Annotated in this window: 18 protein-coding genes; 9 read left to right on the top strand and 9 right to left on the bottom strand. The window is 71.3% G+C overall.

Annotated features, from left to right (window positions below; genetic code table 11):
* The 3 genes from AC6CCG_RS33830 to AC6CCG_RS33820 form a co-directional block, all read right to left on the bottom strand.
* Entirely contained in the window at positions 1-3,576 is a 3,576-nt protein-coding gene (locus AC6CCG_RS33830; RefSeq protein WP_496659265.1) for a tubulin-like doman-containing protein, read from the bottom strand.
* A 568-nt stretch (positions 3,577-4,144) separates the two neighbouring features.
* Positions 4,145-7,069, bottom strand: a complete 2,925-nt coding sequence (locus tag AC6CCG_RS33825) for a vWA domain-containing protein (protein WP_496659264.1) — start codon at positions 7,067-7,069, stop codon at positions 4,145-4,147.
* Positions 7,066-7,602 (bottom strand): hypothetical protein, encoded by a 537-nt coding sequence (locus tag AC6CCG_RS33820; RefSeq protein ID WP_496659263.1) that lies wholly within the window; start codon positions 7,600-7,602, stop codon positions 7,066-7,068. The genes AC6CCG_RS33825 and AC6CCG_RS33820 overlap by 4 nt, the downstream gene beginning before the upstream one ends.
* 193 nt (positions 7,603-7,795) lie before the next feature.
* Between AC6CCG_RS33820 and AC6CCG_RS33815 the strand changes: the two genes are divergently transcribed.
* From AC6CCG_RS33815 to AC6CCG_RS33790, 6 genes are all read left to right on the top strand, one after another.
* Entirely contained in the window at positions 7,796-8,248 is a 453-nt protein-coding gene (locus tag AC6CCG_RS33815; protein ID WP_496659262.1) for a hypothetical protein, read from the top strand.
* A 70-nt stretch (positions 8,249-8,318) separates the two neighbouring features.
* A complete protein-coding gene (locus tag AC6CCG_RS33810; RefSeq protein ID WP_496659261.1) occupies positions 8,319-9,437 on the top strand; it encodes a lipid II:glycine glycyltransferase FemX in 1,119 nt (372 codons plus the stop codon).
* Between the two features lie 10 nt (positions 9,438-9,447).
* Positions 9,448-10,506 carry an alanine racemase gene (locus AC6CCG_RS33805; protein ID WP_496659260.1) on the top strand — a complete coding sequence of 353 codons (1,059 nt, stop codon included), beginning with the start codon at positions 9,448-9,450 and terminating at the stop codon, positions 10,504-10,506.
* A gap of 66 nt (positions 10,507-10,572) precedes the next feature.
* Positions 10,573-10,818, top strand: coding sequence for a hypothetical protein (locus AC6CCG_RS33800; protein ID WP_496659259.1), 246 nt, complete (start codon positions 10,573-10,575; stop codon positions 10,816-10,818).
* A gap of 86 nt (positions 10,819-10,904) precedes the next feature.
* The gene (locus tag AC6CCG_RS33795; RefSeq protein WP_496659258.1) at positions 10,905-11,471 is read left to right on the top strand and encodes a DUF4190 domain-containing protein; all 567 of its coding nucleotides are present in this window, start codon (positions 10,905-10,907) and stop codon (positions 11,469-11,471) included.
* 69 nt (positions 11,472-11,540) lie between these two features.
* Positions 11,541-12,785: an MFS transporter gene (locus AC6CCG_RS33790; RefSeq protein WP_496659257.1), complete on the top strand. Its 1,245-nt coding sequence runs from the start codon at positions 11,541-11,543 to the stop codon at positions 12,783-12,785.
* A 75-nt stretch (positions 12,786-12,860) separates the two neighbouring features.
* On the opposite strand, the gene AC6CCG_RS33785 is transcribed toward AC6CCG_RS33790, so the two are convergent.
* Together AC6CCG_RS33785 and AC6CCG_RS33780 are read right to left on the bottom strand one after the other, a co-directional pair.
* Positions 12,861-13,664 (bottom strand): tyrosine-protein phosphatase, encoded by an 804-nt coding sequence (locus AC6CCG_RS33785; RefSeq protein ID WP_496659256.1) that lies wholly within the window; start codon positions 13,662-13,664, stop codon positions 12,861-12,863.
* Positions 13,665-13,689: 25 nt separating this feature from the next.
* Positions 13,690-14,088 (bottom strand): winged helix-turn-helix transcriptional regulator, encoded by a 399-nt coding sequence (locus AC6CCG_RS33780; RefSeq protein ID WP_496659255.1) that lies wholly within the window; start codon positions 14,086-14,088, stop codon positions 13,690-13,692.
* Between the two features lie 103 nt (positions 14,089-14,191).
* On the opposite strand from AC6CCG_RS33780, the gene AC6CCG_RS33775 reads away from it, so the two are divergent.
* A complete protein-coding gene (locus tag AC6CCG_RS33775) occupies positions 14,192-15,094 on the top strand; it encodes an NADP-dependent oxidoreductase (RefSeq protein ID WP_496659254.1) in 903 nt (300 codons plus the stop codon).
* 2 nt (positions 15,095-15,096) lie between these two features.
* On the opposite strand, the gene AC6CCG_RS33770 is transcribed toward AC6CCG_RS33775, so the two are convergent.
* Positions 15,097-16,314, bottom strand: coding sequence for a glycosyltransferase family protein (locus AC6CCG_RS33770; RefSeq protein ID WP_496659253.1), 1,218 nt, complete (start codon positions 16,312-16,314; stop codon positions 15,097-15,099).
* Between the two features lie 28 nt (positions 16,315-16,342).
* Entirely contained in the window at positions 16,343-17,833 is a 1,491-nt protein-coding gene (locus tag AC6CCG_RS33765; RefSeq protein ID WP_496659252.1) for a glycosyltransferase family 87 protein, read from the bottom strand.
* 141 nt (positions 17,834-17,974) lie between these two features.
* On the opposite strand from AC6CCG_RS33765, the gene AC6CCG_RS33760 reads away from it, so the two are divergent.
* The gene (locus AC6CCG_RS33760) at positions 17,975-18,703 is read left to right on the top strand and encodes an SDR family oxidoreductase (RefSeq protein WP_496659251.1); all 729 of its coding nucleotides are present in this window, start codon (positions 17,975-17,977) and stop codon (positions 18,701-18,703) included.
* 34 nt (positions 18,704-18,737) lie between these two features.
* Positions 18,738-19,916, top strand: coding sequence for a M48 family metallopeptidase (locus AC6CCG_RS33755; RefSeq protein ID WP_496659250.1), 1,179 nt, complete (start codon positions 18,738-18,740; stop codon positions 19,914-19,916).
* 170 nt (positions 19,917-20,086) lie between these two features.
* Here the strand turns inward: AC6CCG_RS33755 and AC6CCG_RS33750 are convergent, their stop codons facing one another.
* The gene (locus AC6CCG_RS33750; RefSeq protein WP_496659249.1) at positions 20,087-22,627 is read right to left on the bottom strand and encodes a transglycosylase domain-containing protein; all 2,541 of its coding nucleotides are present in this window, start codon (positions 22,625-22,627) and stop codon (positions 20,087-20,089) included.
* Complete coding sequence (locus AC6CCG_RS33745; protein ID WP_496659248.1) at positions 22,620-23,039, bottom strand: DUF5318 family protein; 420 nt, start codon at positions 23,037-23,039, stop codon at positions 22,620-22,622. The genes AC6CCG_RS33750 and AC6CCG_RS33745 overlap by 8 nt, the downstream gene beginning before the upstream one ends.
* Positions 23,040-23,217: the final 178 nt, after the last annotated feature.

Here is a 23,217-nt window from a genome sequence, read left to right as displayed (position 1 = left end):
TCAGTACACCCCGCCCTCGGGCAACTCGATCGTCGTCCGCGGCGCCGGGCCGGGCTGTCCGTCCAGGCTGCCGCGGGCCGCGTCGGGACCGGCCTTCGCGAGTTCGTACGCGTCGTCCAGGAGCCGGGTCAGCTGTCGGGCGGCCCAATGGATGTCCGGCGCAAGATCACGGAAGATCGGCGTCTGGCTGGCCTGGTCCCGGCTGGTGATGCTGGCGAACGCGCCGCCGCCAGGCGCCCCGTCCACCCCGGCCGGCATGAAGTGCACCGAGGCCAGCGTGCCCGGGCCCTTGGCGCCGTTCAGCCACTCCTTGGCGGCATCGCGGCGCTGCTCCGGCGTGGTCGCCTCGGCCAGGCCGGCGATCCGCGAGGTCAGTTCGCCCTCGCCGCGGATCCAGGCGGCCAGCCGCTCCCGCCCGGACAACGGCACGATGCCGCCGGCCGGCCGCAGCGCGTTGCTGTCGTACAGGGCCCTGAGCAGGCGGTACGGCCGCAGCGAGGACAGCACCGGCGACTCGTGCACCCGGGCGATCGCCAGCAGCTGGGACTCCAGCACCGCCGGCAGCCAGTCGTACGGGGCGACGAACTGCTGCGGCGGCGTCAGCATCGGGTACGGGAACTCGACCCACTCGCCGGCCGCCCGGTCCAGGATCCGCACCCCGCTGTCGTACGGGGACGGCGGGATGACCAGCTCGCCGACGATCTGGCCGAGATACCAGCCGGCCACCAGCGTGCGCCGCTCCACGTTCGCCATCGGCAGCGCGGCGTCCAGCGGCCGGGACCGGCGGTGCGCCCAGAACGCGTCCCGGCCCTGCGCCGTGGTCGCGCCCCACTGCTCAGCGATCGGCCGCAGCACCGACGAGAATGCGAGCGGCGAATAGAGGGGATAGGAGCCGAAGATGTCGATCCGGCGCGGGTTGCCCTGGTCGGTCAGCGCGGCGCCGAGGTTGTCCCGGCTGGACGCGTCGATGCTCGGGTTGTCGACCAGGATCCGCTCCAGGTCGTCGGCGATCGGCAGCTCGGCGAACGGCACGTCGGAGAACTTGTAGCGGTACTCGACGGGCTGGCCGCCGTGCAGCAGCCGGACCACCTGCTCGTCGACGCCGATCAGCGGCATCGCCAGCGCGAGCGCCTCGGTGAACTTCGTCGTGACGTCGCGGATCCGCGCGTGCCGTTCGGACTCGGCGACCTCCGGGCCGTTGATGAAGTCGCGCAGCGAGACCGCGCAGAACCGCTGGAACGACTGCTCGGACCGGGCCACGAACGCGCGCGCCCGCTCCAGCACCTCACCCGGCTTGGCGTGCACCTGGAACCGGGCCCGGCTCGGGATCAGGGCGTCGCCGGTGGCCGGGTTGGTCGGGAAGACCCGGGACCGCCAGGGCGCGGTCTGCACGATCAGGTTCGGCTGATGCGGGTCGAGCGCCGGCGGGCGCTCGCCGCCGGTGGTCTCCCAGATCCCCTCGATCACCTGGGTCGGGACCAGCTGGGCCGGGCTGTTGCCGGCCTCGTCGGTCGGCACGGCACGGGCCAGGTCCGCCGCGTACTGGGCGGCGAAGTCGCGGGCCGGGGTGAGCAGGACCTCGTTGCCGGCCTCGTCGAACCGGCTCGGCACCTTGACGTCGGCGTCGGACGGCCAGGCCGCGTACTGGTCGGTGGCGAGGCGGGCCAGGCCGTCGTGCTTCACCTGGGAGCCGCGGGCCTGCTCGAGGACGCGTTGCGCCTCCCGGATCGCCTCGGTCAGCGGGGTCAGCACGTCCGGGATGAACGTCGCCAGGGCGTCCGCGGTCAGCGCCGAGGCCCGGGTGTAGAGCTGCGTCCGTACCTTGATCCGGACGCCGTCGACCAGCCGTTCGACCAGCGTGTCACCGCCGGAGATCGCGCCCTTGATCGCCGCGACCGCCTGCCGCAGCTCGGACGGGAGTTCGGCCAAGCTGCCCGGATCGGTCCGGCCGAGCGCCTCGGTGCCGGGGATGACGACCCCGCGCAGGTGGGCGTCGAGGCGTTCCAGCACGGCGGCGGCGTACGGCAGGCCGAGCCGGCTGATCCCCTCGGTGAGCACGGTGACCAGCCGGTCCAACAGCCCCTGCTGCCAGGCGAACGCCCAGTCGTAGGCGGCCTTGCCGGCGGCCTCGGCCAGTACGTGGCCGCGGGACCTCGACCTCTGTTGGACGGCCTCCAGCCATTGCCGGGCCTGCTGCCCGCCCGGTGCGGGGAGGTGCGGTACGTATTCGGCGTCGACCACCCGCCGGGCCGCCGTGTCGGCGTCGGCCCGGGGCAGCGCGACCGTGGTCATCCAACTGCCCAGCTCGGCGCCCGCCTGCTGCCCGGAGCCCAGCCCGACCGGCAGCTGCAGCCGCTCGCAGAGCCGCGCCCACTGGCTGTCCACCAGGGCCTTGACCTGTTCGGTCCCGGAGGCCGAGTTGCCCGGTTGCAGGTGCCCGTCGAGCAGCCGGTCGACGGCGCCGCGGGCGATCCGCTGCGCCGCGTACTCGGCGTAGCGCTCGCGGCCCATGCTCAGGCTCGCGAAACCGTACGAACCCCAGGGGATCGGGTCCAGCTGGGCGCCCCAGGCCAGGTAGTCGCTGTCCGGTGGGATGCTGCCGGTGTTGCCGAGGTCGAACGAGACGAACTGGGTGCTCGCCACCTCGCTGATCATCATGCCGCCGAGGCCGCGGGCCAGGCCGCGATAGACCGCCTTCGGGCTGCCGTCGCCGAACAGGGTGCGCTGCGCGCCGATGAACCGGCCGATCGGGAACACCCGGGCGAACGGGATCTCGGTGCCCTGGCCGTCGCCGTATCCGAGGCCGGAGAGGATCTCCACGTCGTGCCGGCGGGCGGCGCCGGTCTGGCCGGCGACGATCTCGCCGAGCATGGCCAGCGCGTTGGCCCGGACGCCGCTGCGGGCGGACGGCGGCAGCGAGTCGAAGATGTCCGGCGCGACCATGAAGACCGCGGTCAGCTTCGGGTTCACGCCGGGGATCAGGGTCAGCAGCCGGCAGACGTCGAGCGCCATCGAGGCTCCGGAGCCGCCGGCCATCGACGTCACGACCAGCACGATCGGCGTCTCGTTGGCGTTGAACGTGGAGCCGACCGCGTCGGCCAACTGCCCCATCTCGGTCAGCGTCTCGACCCGGGCCAGCTGCTCCCAGGCCGACTGCAGCCCCTGGTGCACCTCGCCGGCCCGGGCCAGCGTGATCATCCGGCCGATCGAGCGGTACTGCCCCGCGCCGACGTCGATCGGCGTCGCCACCGACTGCGGCTGCCGCGGCGCCCAGCCGGCCAGCTCGTCCAGCGCCCGGGCACCGAGCAGCTTCTGCGAGACCGCGTAGTCGAGGTCGGAGTAGGAGCCGCCCTTGGGCCCGAGCCCCAGGTAGCGGCCGCCCTGCTGGGGCACGTTGCCCAGCCCGTCCGGTCCGGGTTCGGGGCCCGACGGCACGTCCAGATGGACGAACTGCCAGCCGGCCGGCAGCGTCAGCCGCCGGTCGATCGCGGCCAGGTCGGAGGCCAACTGGTCCATCAGGTAGGCCAGGGTCGCACCGCCGGAGCCGCCGCACCCCACCACCAGAAACCGTCTCACGCCTACCGCGCCCCTTTCGTCGGTTCGGGACCCCAAGTTTTTCACGCTCGCGAACCAGGGACCCCAGGAATCACCCGGACCATCAACCCCAATTCCGCCGACCCGACCGCAACGCCGTGGATTCTGCGGCTTGCCGCGGCCGCTGCCGGTGGGTGGGGCGGACCGGGACCGGGCGATCGGTTGAAGCACCTCCGGTCGCGACGCCCGGGCCGGTGATCTGTCGCTGAGGTCCCTCGCTGTGACCGGAAGTCGCCCGAAGCGGCGCCTTCACCCCACAGCGGGGGACGTTCGCGACAATCGGGCTGGCCGGCGACCAAGGCCCGCGAGACCGTCGCGGCGGACGCGACCGCACTTCGGGCCGGCCCGGACCGCGGCACCCTCGGGCAGACAGTCCGCCGCGAGGCGCGCACGGAGTCACCGCCGGCCCCACCGAGCACCCGGCTCCGCTGGACCCAGCGCGCTGATGACCGAGATCCAGCACACTGAGCCCGTTCCGGCAGGAATGAGCAGGTTCGGCGTGAAGTGCGCTGGATTTCGGTCACCAGCCGACCAGAGCACAGGGCAACGGTCAGGGCTGCGCCCCGGGCCGGCCGGGGTCGTCGTCGAGGTCGTCGAAGTCGAACGACCAGTCGTTGTCGGCCGGCCGCTGTTCCGGCGGCGGTGCTGAGGCCATGCCCGGCTGCCCCGACGGAGGCTGCGCGGGCGGCGGTTGCGCCACCGGAGGATGGGCGGGCGGAGGTTGAGCGGCCGGGGGTTGCGCGGGCCCGCGTGGGGCCGCCGGGTGTTGATCTTGGCCACCGTGATCGCGGTACGGGCCCGCCGCCTGCTGGGCCTCGAAGGGGTTCGCCGACTGGGCCGCGGCGGCCGGACCGTCGAACGGTCCCGCGGCCGGCTGCGGCGTCGCGTCCGGCGCGGTCCCGGCGGCGTGCAGCCGGGCCACCAGCTCCGGCGCCTTGCGTTCGATGTCCTCGGCCATCGCCTGCAACCGGTCCGGCGTCAGGTCGGCGCCGATGAAGATCAACAACTCGGCCCGCTCGGGCGGTCCGGCCGGGTCGTGCTGCACCACCCAGGTGTTGTGGACGGCCAGCGGCAGCCGCGCGTCCCGGCCCGGACCGTACGGCGCGGGATCGGTGGACGAGGCGCCGATCAGGCCGGGCGAGGTCACCACGACGAAGCCGGCCCCGAACGGCGACCGGCCGATCGTGGTGCGCAGCGTCGCGCCGTCCGCCTCGGCGGTCCGGGACCCGGAGTTGGACAGCCGCACCATGTCGGTGAAGTCGGCCTCGGTGAGCCGGAACGGGCCGCCGTCGCGGAGCACCCGGCCCCCGGTCGGCCCGGCCTCGACGGTGATCGGGATCCGCCGCGCCAACAGGGCCCGGCTCGGGATCGTCGCGGTCAGCCACTTGGCCAGATAGAGCAGGCCGAGCGGGATGCCGGGGCCGAGGATCAGCGCCGCGATCAGGGCGGCGGCGAAGTTGATCGGGTTCAGCGGCCGGTACAGGTCGGCGGTGAAGTCGATCTTGACGTCCATGATCCGGCCCGGCTCGCGGTCCGGCGAGAGCTTGATCGTCAGCGCGCCGTTGAGGCTGCCGTTGCCGCCCTCGGCCGTGGTCAGCCGCAACGGCAGCTCCGCCGTCCGGCCCTCCTCGATCCAGAGGCAGTTCCGGGACCCGTCGTTGCCGGAGGTGATCTTGACCGCACCGATCGTGTCCGGCCCGGATTCGATCTCCGGCGCGCCGTCGCCCTCGACCCAGACGCAGCCGGGCCCGGTCACCGGCAGGGTCGCGGTCAGATTCGCCGGGCCTTCGGCCGAACCGAAGTTGATCTTGCCGGCCGGCACCGGGAAGCCCTTCTCCGGCGCGATGGTGACCGGGATCTCGACCACCCGCGGAGCCAGCTGGGTGCCGGCCACCCGCTTGCCGTTCGCGTCGACCGTCGCGGCCGTGGTGATCGCGACGCCGAGCCGGAGGGTGGCCCGGCCCGGGGTCACCTTGGTCAGGTCGATCGACCGCGGCGCGGCGATCTCGCCGGCGCCGGCCTGGTCGGCCAACACGATCTGCTTGCCGCCCGGGACGGTCAGCACCGCGCCGAAGTTCGCCGTACCCAACAGGGAGCCCGGGTCGATCGCCTTGCCGTCGGCACCGGCCAGCCCGAACCGGACGTTCTTGATCGTTTCGCCGGCCCGCAGCTCGGTCTTCTTCGCGTCCGGCCAGGCCGGGAAGATGTCGCCGGACACCTGAATGTTGGTACGCGACCTGGCCTTCGGCGACTTCGCCTTCGGGTCGACGAAGACCACCGCCCACTGCCCGGTCCAATCGGCCTTGGCCGGCCGAGTCAGGTCGATGCTCACGGTACGGTTCGACTGCCAGCCGTAGTTGATCTTGATCCCGCCGGACTGCTCCTCGGTCGTGCGGCCCGGATCACCGCGTTTCAGGGTGATCAACTTTCCGTCCGGCCGGACCAGCACGACAGTCAGACCGTCGACGTTGGCCGAGCCGAGGATGTGCACCGAGTTGAGCGAGTTGTCCAGGACGAAGGCATGCCGCTGCCGGCAGACCTCGCCCTGGCAGACGCCGGCCTCGGTCTGGGTCGGCTCGCTGGACGGGTCGCGCAGTCGGTCGAAGGCGAACAGCAGGTCGTCGATGTTGCTGGCCAGGGTGAACTCGCCCGGCGGCGGTTCGGTGATCTTGCCGCAGGTCTCGTCGCCGGAGGCACCGGTTGCGATCGACCGCATGGTGTCGAAGTCGGAGGCCTTCGCGTCGGCGCCGCGCAGGCCGATCGCGAACAGGGTGACCCGGTTGCCGCGCAGCTGGTCGGCCAGCCCGCCGGGCCGGCACAGGTCGCGCCGGGCGGTCGCCTCGGCCTCCCGGACCCGGTCCTCGGTGTCCAGGTCGAGGTCGGGCGCGTACGGCTTGTGCTCGCCGTAGCGGTCCCGGTCCTCGGCGGTGCGGCGCAGGTCGAGATCGAGGGTGCCGTCGGTGAACCAGACGATCGCCTGGCACCGGTCCGGGTCCTTCGCGGTCCGGGCGGCCAGGGCCTGCCGGGCGCCGTTCAGGCCGTTCCAGTAGTCGGTCTCGTAGCCGGCGTTGCGGTCCCGGAACGAGTCCAGCGCCGAGGTGAGGGTACGGGTGCCGTCGCCGGCCAGCCGGGTCCAGCCGCCGACCGCGTTGTAGTCGGACGCGAACCCCGCCACCGCCACGTCCAGCGCGATCTTCCCCTCGCCGGCGAACGCGCCGAGTTGGTTCAGCAGGTAGCCCGCCGCGGTCACCCGGGCACCGTCCGGATCGGTCGTCTTCAGGCTGGCCGACTCGTCGATCAGCAGCACCAGATCGCCCTTCTTCTGCGACATCAGGCAGCCGCCGAAGACCTCGATCGCCGACTTCTCCTTCGCCGCCGCGGGGGTCGCCGGCAGGATCACCAGGCCCAGCACCGCGAGGGCGTACGCGAGCGTGCCCAGCAGCAGCCTGCGGGTCCGGCGGCGGGTCGCGGTCACAGGCGACCCACCCAGAAGGCGATCCGCAGCGCCGCCACGACGACCGCCACGCCGCAGAGCACCAGCGCCGCGACATAGGCGGGCCGCACCCAGTTCGGCGCCGCGTAGACCGGCCGGGCCCGTTCCGCCGTGTCCGCCTTGATGAAGTACGCCAGCACGCCGATCGCGACCGGCCCGGCCAGCACCCAGGCCGTGATCGCCAGCCCGGGAATCGTGCCGAGCAGCGCGGCCAGCAGCAGGGCGACCAGCGAGATCGCCGCCGCCAGGCCGAGGTACGGCAGCGGCGGCCGAGCGATCTCCAGCGTCGCCGTTCCGACCGTGCCGGAACTGGTCCAGTCGGTCGCGGCCAGCCCGCCGCCCTGGTCCCCGCCGCCGAACGGGTCACCCGCCGGCGAGTTCGAGGTGTCCGGCCCGCCCGGGCCGAGCAGGCCGGAGCCGCCCGGGTCGCCCGCGCCGGAGCCGGCCGGCCGCCGAGGCTGCCGTGGATCCGGGTCCGCGAACTCGGAGAAATCCCACGGGTCGGGGTCAGGCACTCCGACACCTCCAACCGTCTGTCGTCAGGGGGAAAAGCTACCCGAGTGGGGAAAGCCCGTGGGGTGCGCGCTGCCGGGTCCGGACGGTTTTTCACGTTGCGTGAAAAACTGCCGCTTCCCGCGAGAAGTAACGCGCGCAAAGCGACAGGAAGTGTGGCGAAGTGGGGCGGGTGAGGTTGCGTAGGCTGACCGCATGAGCCACGACCCGGCCGGCTCGCCGCGCCCGTTCGACTTCGGCGACGACCCGACGCCCGCGGAGTCCGGCCGCGCGAGCGGGAACCCGTTCGAGGACCAGCCACTCGAGCAGCCCGGCAGACGCCGGTTCTCCTGGATCGCGCTGATCGTCGCCGTCGGGGTCGCGCTGCTGGTCGGGGTCGGCGGGTACGTCCGGACGGCGGCCTACGCCGACGGCTGGGACGTCGACTCCGGGATCCGCTGGGCCGCGCTCACCGTGCTCTGCGTGATCGCGATCCTGGTCGCCATCGTGCTGGCCGTCGTCGCCGTGGTCCGGGGCCGGCCGTCGGCGTCGGGCGGGTCCCGGGTCCCGCTGCTGATCGCCGTGATCGCGCTGGCCGCCGCCCTGGTGCTCCCCTGGGTCGGCTTGGTGCTCGGTTCCTCGCTCGCCCCGCTGCCACCGACTCGCTGAGTCCGTACTTCACAAGACAGTCGCCGGAACGGTTCGGCGGGAGCCGCGAACGCCAGTATGGTCTTTCCCCGTGGCCATCACCGTGCGCACCATCACGACCGAGGAGCATGTCGCGTTCAATCGCGAGCAGCCCAGCGTGAGCTTCCTGCAGACTCCGGCGTGGGCACGGGTCAAATCCGACTGGCGCGGCGAATCGCTCGGCTGGTTCGACGAAGGCGGCAAGCAGATCGGGGCCGGACTGGTCCTGTACCGCAAGCTGCCCCGGATCAAGCGCTACCTGGCGTACCTGCCGGAGGGCCCGGTGATCGACTGGGAGTCCGACGACATCGGCGCCTGGCTGACCCCGCTGGCCGAGCACGCCCGCCGGCAGAAGGCGTTCGGGATCCGGATCGGCTGCCCGCTGGTCGCCCGCCGCTGGCACACCGAGACCGTCAAGGCGGCGATCGCCGACCCGAAGCTATCCCGGCTCAGCCAGGCATCGCCGGACGTCGTCAACCACGCCGCGACCCGGACCCGGAACCAGCTGCGCAGCCTGGGCTGGCGGCCGCCGGACTCCGAGCAGGGCTTCGCCGCCGGCCAGCCGCAGTACGTCTTCCAGCTGCCGATCGCCGACCGCACCACCGACGAGGTGCTGAAGGGGATGAACCAGCTCTGGCGGCGCAACATCAAGAAGGCCGACAAACTCGGCGTGACGGTCCGGCAGGGCACCGTGGACGACCTGCCCGCCTTCCACACCCTGTACGTGGAGACGGCCGAGCGTGATCATTTCGGGCCGCGGCCGCTGTCGTACTTCCAGACGCAGTTCCGGGAGCTGCTGGCCGAGGATCCGGACCGGATCCGGCTCTACCTGGCCGAGCACGAGGGCGACCTGGTCGCCGCCACCACCTGGATCCGGGTCGGCGATCACGCCTGGTACTCCTACGGCGCCAGCTCGACGGCCAAGCGCGACGTCCGCGGCTCCAACGCGATCCAGTGGCGGATGATCACCGACGCGATGGTGGCCGGGGCGACCGTGTACGACCTTCGCGGGATCACCGAGAGCGTTGACGCCGACGACCCGCACCTCGGCCTGATCCAGTTCAAGGTCGGCACCGGCGGCGAGGCCGTGGAGTATCTGGGCGAGTGGGATCTGCCACTCAATCCCGTGCTGTACAAGGCTTTCGACCTGTACCTGAAACGGCGCAGGTAACCTGATCGCCGTGACGGGACTTACGCTGCGTCTGGACGCAGCCCGCTGGCGGATGCATCTGCAGACGGTGGCCGGTGCCACGCCCGGCCTGGTGCCGGTCGCCAAGGGCAACGGTTACGGGTACGGGCTGCGTCGGCTCGCCACCGAGGCGGAGCAGACGATCGGGGTGGACACGATCGCCGTCGGCACCGCGGTCGAGGTGGCCGAGGTGCACGACGTGTTCAGCGGCGACATCGTGATCTTGACGCCGTGGCGACCGGACGACGAGCTGGCGACCGAGCTGGCCGGCGACCCGCGGATCATCACCACGGTGTCCCGGGTGGCCGATCTGGAGGCGCTGACCGACCTGAACCGGGATCCCCGGGTGCTGCTCGAGGTGCTCACCTCGATGTGCCGGCACGGGATCTTCCCGGACGAACTGCGCCGGGTCCGGCCGCTGCTGGAGCACATCCGGTTCGAGGGCTGGACGATTCACCTGCCGATGCTCGACGAGGGCCGGTACGCGGAGGCGGAGCGGCTCGGCCGGACCGCGCTGGAGGCGGCCCAGGGTCCGCTCTGGTTCTCCCACCTGCCGGCCGAGGACGTCGCCGCGGTGGCCCGCCAGCTCGGCGGCGCCGGCGCGGCCGCGGTGCCGACCCGGCTGCGGCTGGGCACCCGGCTCTGGCTCGGCGACCCCTCCAGCCGGACCTCGACGGCCACCGTGCTCGACGTGCACCGGGTCAAGCGGGGCCAGCGGGCCGGCTACCGGCAGCGCCCGGTCTGGGCCGACGGCTGGATCCTGGTGATCGCCGGCGGCACCTCGCACGGGATCGGGATGGAGGCGCCGACCCCGGCCACCTCGGTCCGGCAGCGCGCCGTGTCGGTGGCGACCGGCTCCCTGGCTGCGGCCGGCCGCGCCCTGAGTCCGTACACCGTGAACGGGAAGAAGCGCTGGTTCCTGGAGCCGCCGCACATGCAGTCGAGCCTGGTCTTCCTGCCGGCCAAGGAGACCCCGCCGGCGGTCGGCGAGGAGGTGCCCGTGGAGTTGCGGCTGACCACGGCGACCGTCGACCAGATCATCGAGGCCTGACCTCCCACGTCTCTGACGGAAGCTGTGCCAGGCTGACTGTTCCCGTCACAGAGGAGGCCCAGCCCCATGACCCAGTCAGCCCAGCCCGGACCCGGTGCCACCGATCCGGCCAAGACGATGGGCATCGTCGGCCTGATCCTGGCGATCTTCTGCGCGGTGGTCGGTCTGGTGGTCAGCATCATCGCCTTCGTCAAGTCGCGCAACGCCGGCTTCACGAACATTCCCGCCCTGATCGGTATCGTCATCGGGATCCTGGCCTGCCTCGGCTGGGGCTGGGGTGGCGCGACGATCAACTCCCAGGTCAATCGGTGAGCCTGGCCCGATAACGATTCTGGCGTTTCGACGCGGCCGCGGGCCGCTCGTGTGACGCTGCTCCCACCTTCACTGTGGGAGCAGCGATGTCCACTCAGGTTCCGGGGCCGGGGCAGCGGCCCGACCGGGCGACGCAGCCCGGCTGGTCGCCGTACCACTCGCCCACGCCCTACCCGTCCCAGCCCTCCCAGCCGCTGCCGGCGCCGGGGCCGCGGGTCGTCTACGGTCCGGTGCCTCGCTACGGTCACGCGTCCGATCCGGGCAGGCAGCCAGACCCGTCGCAGGTCGGGGTACGGGTTCGGCCGGCCCGGTCCGGTCCGCTCCCCTGGTCCGCGTACCCCGGCCCGAGCGCGACGCCGCCGCTCGGCCGACCGGAGCGAGACCCGGCCAAGGTGCTCGGCATCGTCGGGCTGGTCCTGGCGTTCTGCTGCTCCTGGATCGGCCTGACGCTGAGCATCGCCGCGGTGGTCCGGTCCCGGCGGGCGGGCTACACCAACGTGCCGGCGATCCTCGGCATCGTGGTCAGCCTCGTGGTCGTGATCGCCTCCGTGATCTTCGGCGGCACGGTCGGCGAAGCCGTCTTCACCTGCCTGCAACGGGGTCCGGGCGAGCACCAGGTCGGCGACCGGATCTTCACCTGCCCGACCCGCTGACCGATCGGCTGCGTGATCGATCAGGTTCGAAGAAGCCGCGCCGGGCGAGGCGCCCTAGGGTCCTGTGCCATGAGCACCGGGCAGGCGACGGCCAACCTCTCGTACCGGGAGGTGCTGCGGGATCGCCGGGTGGCCGGCCTGCTGGTCGGCGACCTGCTCGCCGGGATCGGTACCGGCATGATCATCGTCGCGATGCCGATCCAGACGCTCGCGATCCACGGCACGCTGCCGCGGGCGATCGCGATCGGGCTGGTCGAGGCGGCACCGTTCGTGCTGTCCACCGTGCTGGCGCTGGCGATCGGGCTGGGCCGGGTCCGGGTGCCGCCGCGGGTGCTGCTGATCGCCGACTGCGTACTGCGGTCCCTCACCTTCGCAACACTCGGCCTGCTCGGCATCACCGGGAGGCTGACGCTGCCCGTCCTGATCGGTGGGCTGCTGATCGGCGCCGTGTTCCGGATGGCCGCGGCGTCCAGCCGGCGGCTGCTCGCCACCGAACTGGCCGGTGACACCGGGCGCTACGCCGCCAACGGGCTGCTCGGGCTGAACGCCAGCTTCGCCCTCTACATCGTCGGCCCGGTGCTGGGCGGTGTGATCGCCACGACGACCGCCCCTGGCGTCGCCCTGCTCGCCGACGCGGCCGGTGCGCTGATCCTGCTCGCCGCGGTGATCATCTTCGTCCCCCGCTCGGTCCGGCCCGCGCCGCCCGATCCCGCCGGGGCCGCGCGGCCGAGCTCCGGATGGCAGATCCTGCGCCGCCGTCCGGCCGCCGCCCGGCTGCTGGTGGTCGTGTTCTTCTTCAACCTGCTCTACATGCCGATCGAGATCGCACTGCCGCTGCTGGTCCGGGACCGGCTGGCGGGCGACCCGTCCGCCCTCGGCCTGCTCTGGGGCGCCCTCGGCGCCGGCGCCTTCGTCGGAGCCGCGCTGGTGAACCAACTGCGCCGAGTGCCGCAACGACAGCTCTTGATCATGATCATCGGCCTCTGGGCGCTCTGCCCGATCGCCCTCGCCTTCGCCGGCTCACTGCCGGTTGCGCTGGTGATCTTCGGCCTCGGCGGCCTGGTCTGGGCCCCGTTCACCCCGGTCGCCTACAGCTTTCTGCAGGGCGGCCTGGAACCCGACGAGCAGGTGCAGGTGGTGACCCTGTGGACCACCGGCTCCGTCGTCGCCGCCCCGCTCGGCCTGTCCCTTGGCGGGCCCTTGGTCGAGGCCGCCGGCGTGACCGGCGGCCTGATCCTGTCCGGAGCGCTGACCCTGCTCCTGGTCCCGATCGCCGTCCTGGCCGTCCTGCGCGCCGCCGGGGATCCTGAGTGAATTTCTGCCGCGACTGACCGGCAAGGAACTCACTCCGCTCTCCAGGAGGTACTCGCCAGGCCCGAATCGCCGCGGTCAGTCGCCGAGGAGCTTGGCGCGCAGGCGTTCGGTGTCGGCGTCGGTCCACCCGATCGAGGTCAGGTACGGCAGCACGCCGCCGTGCTGGCGGTCCAGGTGCCCCAGCACGTGTTCCATCGTCTCCGGCCGGGTGTGGTGCGAGGAGAGGGGACGGCCCTCCAGGTTCGCCGCATACGTCGTCGAGCGGCGCAGCCGGGCCACGATCTCGGCGACCTTCTCGGTGCTGGCGGCGTAGTCGGCGATGATCTCGGCCCGGTCGGCGCCGGCGACGGACAGGGCCAGCGCGACGATGGTGCCGGTCCGGTCCTTGCCGGCGGCGCAATGGACCAGCGCGGCGCCGGGCGCCTCAGCGATGTCGCGCAGCGCAGCGAGCACCGAGTCGGGCCGGTCGGCCAGGTAGGACAGGTAGAACGAGGCGGAGGTGTCGGAGACCTGGACGCTCGGCTCCAGGTCGATCCACGGCAGCGCCTCGGCCGGCGCGGCGTCGACCTTCTCGTGCGGCTGGTCGTCACTGACGTCCGGGTCGCCCTCGCGGAACATCGAGTGGTGGTGGATCCGCACCTCGTCCCGTCCGGTCAGCGGACCGGGTCCCTCCGACTCGACCTCGAGCGTCGAGCGCAGGTCGATCACGTCGGTCAGCCCGTACCGCAGCAGGGCGGTGATGTCGCCGTCCGTCAGCGACTGCAGGTTGTCGGACCGCAGCAGACGTCCGGATTTGATCTTGTTCCCGTCGTCGGTACTCATCCCGCCGACGTCGCGCAGGTTCACCAGGCCATCAAGATCAATCCAGTTCGGCGTCACGCCTGCGAGTCTAGTCGGGGCCAGATCAGTGTCGGCGGTCGTACGCCCGCTGGGCCTGGTCCACCTGATCCATGTGAGCCTCCGCCCAGACCTTGAACTGGCTCACCAGCACGGCGAGCGAGCGGCCCAGCGGGGTGAGCGCGTAGTCCACCCGGACCGGGACCTCGGCGGTCACCCGGCGGGTGATCATGCCGTCCCGCTCCAGCGTGCGCAGCGTCTGGGTGAGCATCTTCTGACTGACCCCGACCAGCCGCTGGGACAGGCCGGAGTAGCGCAGATCGCTCTCGTTCAGGGCGCTGATCACCAGCGTCACCCACTTGCTGCTCAGGCTGTCCAGCAGCCGCCGACTGGGGCACTCGGCGAGGTACGCGTCGTACGCGATCTTCGCCTCGCGCCGTCGCTGCGTCGCGGTCCGGGTGGCCATCCGACTCACTTCCTTCCCACTTACGCACTTTCAGGTGCCTACTTCCCGATAGGAAGTTACGTGCCCAAACTGAAGTCCGTCAACCCCAACGAAAGGAAGACCCATGAAGGCCGTTGTGATCACCGAACCCGGTGACGTCGATGCCCTGCAGCTGATCGACCTGGACCTGCCGGAGCCGCGGCCGGGCGAGGTCCGGCTCCGGGTCCTGGCCGCCGGAGTCAATCCGGTCGACCTGGACACCAGGGCCGGCTTCTTCCACCGCGCCGGCTGGATCACCGGGGACCAGGTCGGCCTGGGCTGGGACGTGGCCGGCGTCGTCGACCGGGTCGGGCCGGGCGTGGCCGGGATCGAGCCGGGACAGGCGGTGGCCGGATTGCTGGACCGGCTCGATGTCCCGGTCGGCACGTACGCCGAGCAGCTGGTGCTGCCGGCCACCTCGGTCGCCCCGGTTCCGGACGGCCTCGGCCCGGTCGCCGCGGCCACCGTCCCGCTGAACGCGAGCACCGCGCTCCAGGCCCTCCGGCTGCTGGACCGTTCCGCCGGGGACCGGTTGTTGATCACCGGCGCCGCCGGTGCCGTCGGCGGGTACGCGGTGCCGCTCGCCGCGGCCGAGGGCTGGCGGGTGACCGGTCTCGCCCGGGCCGAGGACCGCGAGTTCGTGCTCGGCGCCGGCGCGGCGGAGGCGGTCACCGGCCTCGAGGACGCCGCCTTCGACGTGGTGCTGGACGCGGCCGTACTGATCGAGCCGGCCCTGGCGGCGACCCGGGACGGCGGGACCTACGTCAGCCTGACGCCCGCCGCGCTGCCTGCGACGGACCGGCCGGTCACGGTCACGGCCGTTCGGGTCGCGGCGGATCCCGCCGATCTGGCCGAGGTCCTCCGGCTCGCCGCGACCGGCACGCTCTCGGTTCGGGTCGCCGGCACGCTGCCGCTCGCCGAGGCCGGGATCGCGCACCGCTGGCTGGCCAAGGGTGGCGTCCGCGGCCGCTGGGTGCTGCTGCCCTGACCTCAGCTGGCCCAATGGCCGGTGAAGAACAGCCAGCACCACCAGAGCATGATCAACACCGACAGCGTGAACGCGGTCGCCACGAGCACCCGGTGCACGATCGCGAGGCCGGGCCGGCGTGGCGTCCAGGTGCCCCAGCTGGCCACCATCAACCAGAGCGGGAACCACAGCAGCACGGCGCGGTTGACCGAGAAGAACCAGTACGACATCGAGAATGCGAGCACCTGCACGGCGACCCAGCTGGCCTCGGCCCAGAGCCGCCGGACCAGGCACCAGACGGTGACCACGACCCCGAGCGCCATCGACGCCATCTCGAACCGGAACACCTCGGCCCAGCCCGGATGATCGGCGTACGCCCCCGGCTCGATCGCCGGCAGCGTGTTGAGGAAGGACTGCCAGGGCCAGGTGAAGCCGCGGGCCCAGCCGGACTCCTGGGCGGCGAACCAGGCCGTCCAGGAACCGGTCAGCAGGTAGAGGAAGATCACGAAGGCGGCCAGGACGGAAGCCGGGATGATCAAGAACGCCAGCCGGCGGAGCCGGGCCGGCCAGCCGATCTTGCGGGTGGTGATGATCATGACGAACAGGGCGCCGATCAGGAACAGCCCGGAGACCCGCAGCGTGCAGGCCAGCGCGGTCAGGCAGGCCGCGGCGAGCCAGCGGTCGGAACGGGCGCGATCCCAGGCCCAGAAGGCGGCGGCGCAGAACAGCGACTCGGTGTACGGGACCGTGGTGAACACGGCCGTCGGCGCGAACAGCCAGGCGATCGCCGCCCACTGACCGCCCAGCCGGGCCAGCGCCGCGGCGGCGAAGGCCGACCCGATCGTCGACAGGACCACGCCGGTCACCGCGACGGGAATGCCGAGCTGCAGGCCGAGAGCGAGCAGGCCGGGCAGGCCGGGGAAGAAGGCCATCAGGTTCGGTGCCGACTGATAGCCGCCCTGGGCCAGCTGGCTGAAGTGCTGTACGTCCCAGTTGCTCACCATCGAGGTCAGGGTGCGCTGCTGGGTCAGCGCGAGCAGCAGCGCGACCAGGCAGATCAGGCCGCGGCTGAGCAGCCAGGCCTGCACCACCGCCCTCCCGCCACTACGGGCCAGCAACCGCTCCAGCAGCCCGGTCGCGAACGCGGGCAGGCCGCTCGGTGCGGGCCAGCGCCGGGCCCGTGCCGTTCGGGAGCCCGCCGACCGCCGTCCCGCCGGTGCCGCCGGTGTCGGATCAGCCATCGGGGTCGGATCAGCCATCGGGGTCGGATCAGCCATCGGGGTCGGGGCCGGCCGCGCGCGCCGGGGCCCGGGCCGGGGCGGTCGCGACCGGTCGGGACCTCAGCCCGGCCAGCGACCAGCCGCGGTCGGCCGCCCGGTCCAGCACGCCGCCGCCCGGATCGTCGGCGCCGCCGGCCCGGACCACGTCGCGTTCCGGGCGCAGGGCGTCCAGCACCACCTGCACGGCGAGGTAGCACTGCACGCCGATCCGGACGATCACGGCGACCCAGTAGAGCCGGTCCGCCGAGCCGTCGGCCGGCTTCAGGACCCCGGCCAGGTGCCACCAGATCGCCGCGAAGTAGAAGAGTTCGGCGGCGGTGAACAGCCACCAGTCCCGCCACCGCGGCCGGGCCAGGATCAGCAGCGGCAGCAACCAGAGCACGTACTGCGGCGAGTAGACCTTGTTGGTGATCAAGAACGCGGCGACGACCAGGAACGCCATCGCCCCGAACCGTGGCCGGCGCGGCGCCGCCATGATCAACCAGCCGATGGCGAGGCAGGCCGCCAGCAGCAGCACGGCGTTGACCAGGTTCAGCGCCGGGACCGGGTGGCCGGCGAGCTCGAAGACGTACCAGAGCGAACCGAGATCGCCTTCCCGGTCGGAGTTGAACGTCCAGAACGCCAACCAGGACTCGGGAGCCAGCAACACCACCGGCAGGTTGACCAGCGACCAGCTGATCATGAAACCGCCGAGCGTCGCGAACAGGTCGTTCAACTTCTTGGTGCGTACGCAGAGCAGGATCAACGGCCCGAGCAACAGCACCGGATAGAGCTTGGCCGCGGTCGCCAGGCCGAGCAGGACACCGGCGACGATCGGCTTCTTCCGGGCCCAGAACAGACAGCCCAGCGCGGTCAGCGCGATCACCAGCAGATCCCAGTTGACCTGGGCGGCGGCCGCGACGCAGGGCGAGGCGGCGAGCATCATCGCGTCCCACGGCCGGCCTTCGACCGTACGCACCTGGGCCCAGACCGCGACCAGGAACAGCAGGCCGAGCAGCACCTGGTTGACGTCGACGAACAGCAACGTGGAGGCGACCTGCTGCTGATCACTCAGCCCGGTGCCCTGCGCGCCGCCGAGGAAACGGGTGATCAGCCGCTCGATCTCGAGGAACCAGCCGGTCAGCACCGGATACTCCAACACCGGGTAGTCCGGGCTCGACTGCAGATACGGCGTCAGCCCGGCCATCAGCCCACGGCCCTGATAGAGCAGCCCGATGTCGGAGTAGCACATCAACCGGAAGTGATCCGGCGCCTGCCCCGGCACGGTGATCCGGCACGGGATCCGGAAGATCATCCCGACCAGGTACGTCAGCGTCGCGACCGCCAGCGTGACCCGGATCGGGCTCCACCAGACCCGCCCGGCCGCCGCCCGCCGCCCGAGCGGCCCGCCGAGCCGGTGACTGACCAGCCGAACGAACCCGTCCTCGGCCGACGGCTCCGCCACGACATCCCTGGGCCGGGCCGGCTGGTCAACAGTCATCGGTGCGACTCTACTCAGCCGCGGCCCCGCCTCGCGCCCCTGCCGGTTTTTCACGTTGCGTGAAAAACTGGCGCTTTACCAGAGAAGCTTCTCGTGTAAAGCGCCAGGAAACCTGGTGGAGTTGAGTCAGGAGGGGCCGGCATGAGCGACTTCGACGGCCGGACCGTGCTGGTGACCGGGGCGAGCGGTGGGATCGGCGGCGCGACCGTACGTCAGCTCGTCCGAGCCGGGGCCCAGGTGATCGCGAGCGGCCGGTCCGAGCAGAGCCTGGCCGCGATCGTCGAGGAGACCGGGGCGCGGGCGCTGCCGTTCGACCTGACCTCCGAGGACAGCATCCGGACCGCCCTGGACGGGGTCGACCTGTGGGGCGTGGTCAACTGTGGCGGCTTCGGTGGCGAGATCGCGACACCGACCGAGACCGACATCGCCGTGTTCGACCAGGTGATCAGCGTCAACGCCCGCGGCGCTCTGCTGGTGATCAAGTACGCCGCGCGCTCGATGCAGCGGCTCGGCCGGGGCGGCTCGATCGTCAACGTGTCCAGCCAGGCGAGCCTGGTCGCGCTGCCGGGCCACATCTCGTACGGCTCCTCGAAGGCGGCCCTGGACAACATCACCCGGGTCTCGGCGCTGGAGCTCGGGAAGTACGGCATCCGGGTGAACAGCGTGAATCCGACGGTCGTGATGACCCCGATGTCCGCCTGGTACTGGGGCCGCGAGGACATCGAGCGACCGTTCCTGGAGGCGATGCCGCTGGGCCGTTGGGCCACCGAGGACGAGATCGCCGGGCCGATCGTCTTCCTGCTCAGCGACGCCGCGTCCATGATCACCGGGGTCAGCCTGCCGATCGACGGCGGCTACAGCTGCCGCTGACGATCAGGGGTCGGACTCCCCTACCATCGCGGCCATGACTTCTGCGGACGTACCCGAACCTTCCCCACCGCCCCGGCCTCCGGGCGCACCGAGCCTGTTCAACGGCGCCACGGTCCACGGCTTCCTCGGCCAGCGCGGGGTGCGGCACCCGAGCGAGATCGCGCTCCTGGTGATCGGGATTCTGGTCACCGTGATCGGCTATCTGGCGTTCTTCGTCGTGGCCCTCACCGGTCCGGCGGACGCTGCCGCGGGGGCCGTCTTCGCCGTCCCTGAACCGCTGGCCAGCTATCTCTGGGTCGGGCTGTTCGCGCCCGTCGCGATCTGGGTGGTGCGGGCGCTGGAGTACGCGAACCTGCGCACCCAGGCGGTCCGGATGACGCCCGGGCAGTTCCCCGAGGGCTATCGGATGGTCGCCGAGGCGGCCCGGCAGTTCGGGCTGCGCCGGGTGCCGGACGCGTACGTGGTGCTGGGCAACGGCGTGATCAACGCCTTCGCGGTCGGCCACGGGTTCCGACGCTTCGTCGCGGTGCACTCCGACCTGTTCGAGGTCGGCGGCCAGGCCCGGGATCCGGAGGCGCTCCGGTTCGTCATCGCCCATGAGGTCGGGCACATCGCGGCCGGTCACACGTCGTACTTCCGGCTGGTGTTCACCACGCTGCTGCGCCAGATCCCGCTGATCGGCCCGGCGTACTCCCGGTCCCAGGAATACACGGCGGACAACTTCGGCTACCTCGCCGCCGCGCCGGGGGCGCCGGGCGTGATGGGGACGCTCGCCGCCGGCAAGTACCTGAACGCCCACGTCAACTTCCACGAGCTGTGCGACCGGGCCGCGACCGAGAAGGGGCTGTGGATCCACGTCGCGAACTGGCAGCTCAGCCACGCGCCGAACACCTGGCGCTCGAACGCCCTGCGGGATCGCTCGCATCCCGGCCGGATCTGGTTCCGTCCAGGTCTCCTCGGTGGTCGCAAGACGCAATTCCTGGCGCCGCTTCCGCCGGGCAACGAGCGCTCGGCCCGCTACCCGACTCCGGACCAGGCGATCACGCTGCTCGACCAGGCCGACACGGTCGCCCGCGAGCAGCAGTTCGGCCGGTTCCCCGGCGTTGACTATGCGCAGCTGCCCGGGATCCGAGACCTGCAACTGGCCCAGCCCGCCCTGTCCCAGCCGGCCGGGCCGCAGCCGACGACACCCGACGAACCGGGTCGCGACTAGGAACAGACCAGGCCGTGAGGAGTCTTGACCAACCAGACCTCTCCACGGCTTCGCGAGGACGGGCGTGCAGGCGCCGCCGGAGATGGTCAGCTTTCGGCCGGGGCTGCTCGTTCTCGACGGTGTCGAATCCGAACTCGGCCGGCGTCGGCAGCGGCGTCCCGGCGGCGGCTTCAGCCGGTACTGGAGCCGTCGGAGCTCGAGTCGCCGCCGAGGATCGAGCCGCTGGACCCCGTGCGGCCCGAACTGCTCGCGTCACCCGTGTCCGACGATCCGCTCGAGTCCGAACTGCCCGACGAACCGTCCGAGTCCGTACTCCCCGACGACCCGCTCGAGTCCGAGCTCCCGGACGAACCGTCCGAGTCCGTACTCCCCGACGACCCGCTGGAATCCGAGCTCCCGGACGAACCGTCCGAGTCAGAGCTCCCGGACGAACCGCCGGAGTCGTCGGTCGAGCCGCCGGAATCGCTGGAACCGCCCGAATCGGACTGGCCGTTCGAGTCGGAGTTGCCGCTCGGTTCCTCACTCGGCTGCTCCGACGGTTCCTCACTCGGTTGTTCCGAGGGCTCCTCGCTCGGTTGCTCCGACGGCTTCTCGGTGGGCTTCTCGGACGGCTTCTCCGTCGGCTCCTCACTCGGCGTCTCGGACGGCTCCTCGCTCGGTTCCTCGGTCTCCGGCTTCTCGGTCTCCGGATCCCGGGTCTGCTCCTGTTGATCATCGCCGGGATCGTCGTCCCGCGGCCGGTCCAGGTTGACCCAGGCCGGGTCCTCGAACTCCTCCACCGGCTGGTCCTTGGTGGCCTTCTTCATGTAGTCGGCCCAGGTCAGCGCCGGGTACGTACCGCCGAAGAAGGTGCTGTCGCCCGGCCGGGCATAGTCGTCCAGGTCCTCGTTGCCACCGTCGCCCGCGACGTACATGACCGAGGTCGAGATCTGCTTCGTGTACGCCACGAACCAGGCCGAGGTGATGTCGTTCTTCACGCCGTCCTTGGTGCCGGTCTTGCCGGCGACCGGGCGGTCCAGGGTCTGCACGGTCTGACCGGTGCCCTCCTCGACCACGCTGGACAGCGCGTACGTGACGTCGTGGGCGATGTCCTCGCTGACGGCGCGCTTCTCGGCCGGCTTCGCCTCGTAGACCACGTTGCCGGCGGCGTCGGTCACCGACTCGACCACGTGGTTGGCGACGTGCACCCCGTCGTTGGCGTACGTCGCGTAGGCACCGGCCTGGTTCAGCGGGCTCACCTCAGCCGCACCGAGCGCGAGCCGGGTGTTCTCTTCCCAGCCGCCGGCCTTCGGCGCACCCGCGGCCTGAGCCGCCTTGCTGATCTTGCTCGGCCCGTCCTCCATCTCCACGGTCATGTCGACGAAGGCGGTGTTGATCGACTCCGCCGTGGCGCGGCGCAGGCTGACCGAGCCGTACTGGTGGTTGAACTCGTTGCGCACCTTGACCGGGTCGCCGTCCGGTGTGAACGAGTTGCCGTTGAAGTACGAGCGCAGGCTGTAGCCGTCCTCCAGACCGGCCGCGAGCGCGTACGTCTTGAAGGTCGAGGCGGTCGGCCGCGCCGTGGTGGCCCAGTTCCGCGAGTTCGCCACGTAGTCGGGCCCGCCGTAGACGGCCAGCACCCGGCCGGTGCCGACCTCGACCGATGCGATCGCCGCGTGCAGGTCGGACTTCTTCTCGTCGGCGGCGTCCGCGGCCTTCTTGGTCCACTTCTGCGCCGACTTCACCGCGGCGTTCTGGGCCGCCTTGTCGAACGTCGTGGTGATCTTGAGGCCGCCGCCGTTGATCGTGCTGGAGTCGAAGCCGGCCGCGAGCAGTTCCGCCTCGACCATCTTGAGCAGGAAGCCCTTCGGACCGCCGTAGCGCTGGTTCTTCTCGATCTCCGGGAACTTCGGCAGCGCCTTGGCGTACTTGGCCGCCTCGGTCGGCGTGATCGCGCCGGTCTCGGCCATGCTCTGGATCACGTACCGATAGCGCTCCAGCAGCCGTGTGTTGTGGCCGTCGTCCACGTCCGGGTCGAACACGGTCGGGTTGTTCAAGATCGCGGTCAGCGCCGCCGCCTGCGGCACCGTGAGGTCCTTGGCGTCCACGTCGAAGAAGGCCTTCGCCGCCGCCTGGATCCCGTACGCGCCGCGGCCGAAGTAGATCGTGTTCAGGTAGCCCTCGAGGATCTGCTCCTTGGTCAGGTCCTTGTTGAGCTTGTACGCAAGGAAGACCTCCTTGAACTTCCGGGCCAACGTCTGCTCGGAGGTCAGGTACATGATCTTGATGTACTGCTGGGTGATCGTCGAGCCGCCCTGCAGCGAGCCACCGGTGGCGATGGCCCAGGCGGCTCTGATCATGCCCGGGATCGAGATCCCCGGATCGGTCCAGAAGTCCCGGTTCTCGGCCGACACCAGCGCATCCTTGATCGACTGCGGCATCTCGTCGAACGTCAGCGGCTGCCGGTTCTGGGTGGCGAAGCTGCCCAGCTGGGCCTTGCCGTCGTTGTAGTACACGAAACTGGTCGCGGTCTGGAAGTCGGCGTTCGGGTCAGGCAGCTCGGTGGTCTGATAGCCGACGACGACGATCGCGGTGGCGCCGATCAAGCCGATCAAGATCAGGGCGACCAGGCTGCGAACGATCCGGCGGGCCCAGCGGCGGCCCTTCGACAGCGGTTTCTTCCCCGATTTCCTGGCGTGGTTCTGGCGCGACCCCAAGGGGCGCTCAGCCATAGATGTCCTCGACGGTCTGCTGCCGGCGCGGGGGCTTGCGCTTCACCCCGTCCCCGAGCAGGTACGACATGATCATGAAGTTCCAGCTGCAGCTGAGGCACACCTCGACGACGACGACCTTGAACTCGCCGAACTCGTGCGCCATCTCCTCGAGCTCGGCGATGCGCTTGATCCGCCCCGAGTACTGTCCGAGCTGGTCGCCGAACACGTAGTGCAGCTGGATGAACTCCGGCGAGTCGCAGACCGGGCAGGTGCCGTCGACCTTCTCGCCGTGATGCTTCGCCGCCCGCAACAGCATGGGGTCGGCGTCGCAGGCCTCGCGCCGGGCCAGCCGGCCGCCGGGACGCCGCAGCGAGGCCAGCGTCGATCGACGCTGCAGCGCGTAATCGACAACCTCCCGCTGGGACCACATGGGCACCAGGGTACGTGCCGATTTCGGCGTTGGCGATATCGCAGTTGGGGTCGGAGGGATAGGACGCACAAGCAGAATTCACGGACGGGGCGGTGCCAGAGTTCCCGAGTGCCAGGACATCGTCGGCCGTCGGGCGGCGTGTCGTGACCACCGTCACCTTGTCGTGCGGTAATGCGCG

Source organism: Microlunatus sp. YIM B11417 (assembly GCF_059617205.1).
Note: the sequence above shows the minus strand (reverse complement) of the source record. Positions and strands in the feature narration are given on the sequence as shown.

Bases quoted from the DNA above. Each gene is read 5' to 3' on its own strand.
- AC6CCG_RS33815 (WP_496659262.1), top strand. From the start codon at position 7,796: ATGAGCCACGACCCGGCCGGCTCGCCGCGCCCGTTCGACTTCGGCGAC.
- AC6CCG_RS33800 (WP_496659259.1), top strand. From the start codon at position 10,573: ATGACCCAGTCAGCCCAGCCCGGACCCGGTGCCACCGATCCGGCCAAG.
- AC6CCG_RS33795 (WP_496659258.1), top strand. From the start codon at position 10,905: ATGTCCACTCAGGTTCCGGGGCCGGGGCAGCGGCCCGACCGGGCGACG.
- AC6CCG_RS33790 (WP_496659257.1), top strand. From the start codon at position 11,541: ATGAGCACCGGGCAGGCGACGGCCAACCTCTCGTACCGGGAGGTGCTG.
- AC6CCG_RS33780 (WP_496659255.1), bottom strand. From the start codon at position 14,088: ATGGCCACCCGGACCGCGACGCAGCGACGGCGCGAGGCGAAGATCGCG.
- AC6CCG_RS33775 (WP_496659254.1), top strand. From the start codon at position 14,192: ATGAAGGCCGTTGTGATCACCGAACCCGGTGACGTCGATGCCCTGCAG.
- AC6CCG_RS33770 (WP_496659253.1), bottom strand. From the start codon at position 16,314: ATGGCTGATCCGACACCGGCGGCACCGGCGGGACGGCGGTCGGCGGGC.
- AC6CCG_RS33765 (WP_496659252.1), bottom strand. From the start codon at position 17,833: ATGACTGTTGACCAGCCGGCCCGGCCCAGGGATGTCGTGGCGGAGCCG.
- AC6CCG_RS33760 (WP_496659251.1), top strand. From the start codon at position 17,975: ATGAGCGACTTCGACGGCCGGACCGTGCTGGTGACCGGGGCGAGCGGT.
- AC6CCG_RS33755 (WP_496659250.1), top strand. From the start codon at position 18,738: ATGACTTCTGCGGACGTACCCGAACCTTCCCCACCGCCCCGGCCTCCG.
- AC6CCG_RS33750 (WP_496659249.1), bottom strand. From the start codon at position 22,627: ATGGCTGAGCGCCCCTTGGGGTCGCGCCAGAACCACGCCAGGAAATCG.
- AC6CCG_RS33745 (WP_496659248.1), bottom strand. From the start codon at position 23,039: ATGTGGTCCCAGCGGGAGGTTGTCGATTACGCGCTGCAGCGTCGATCG.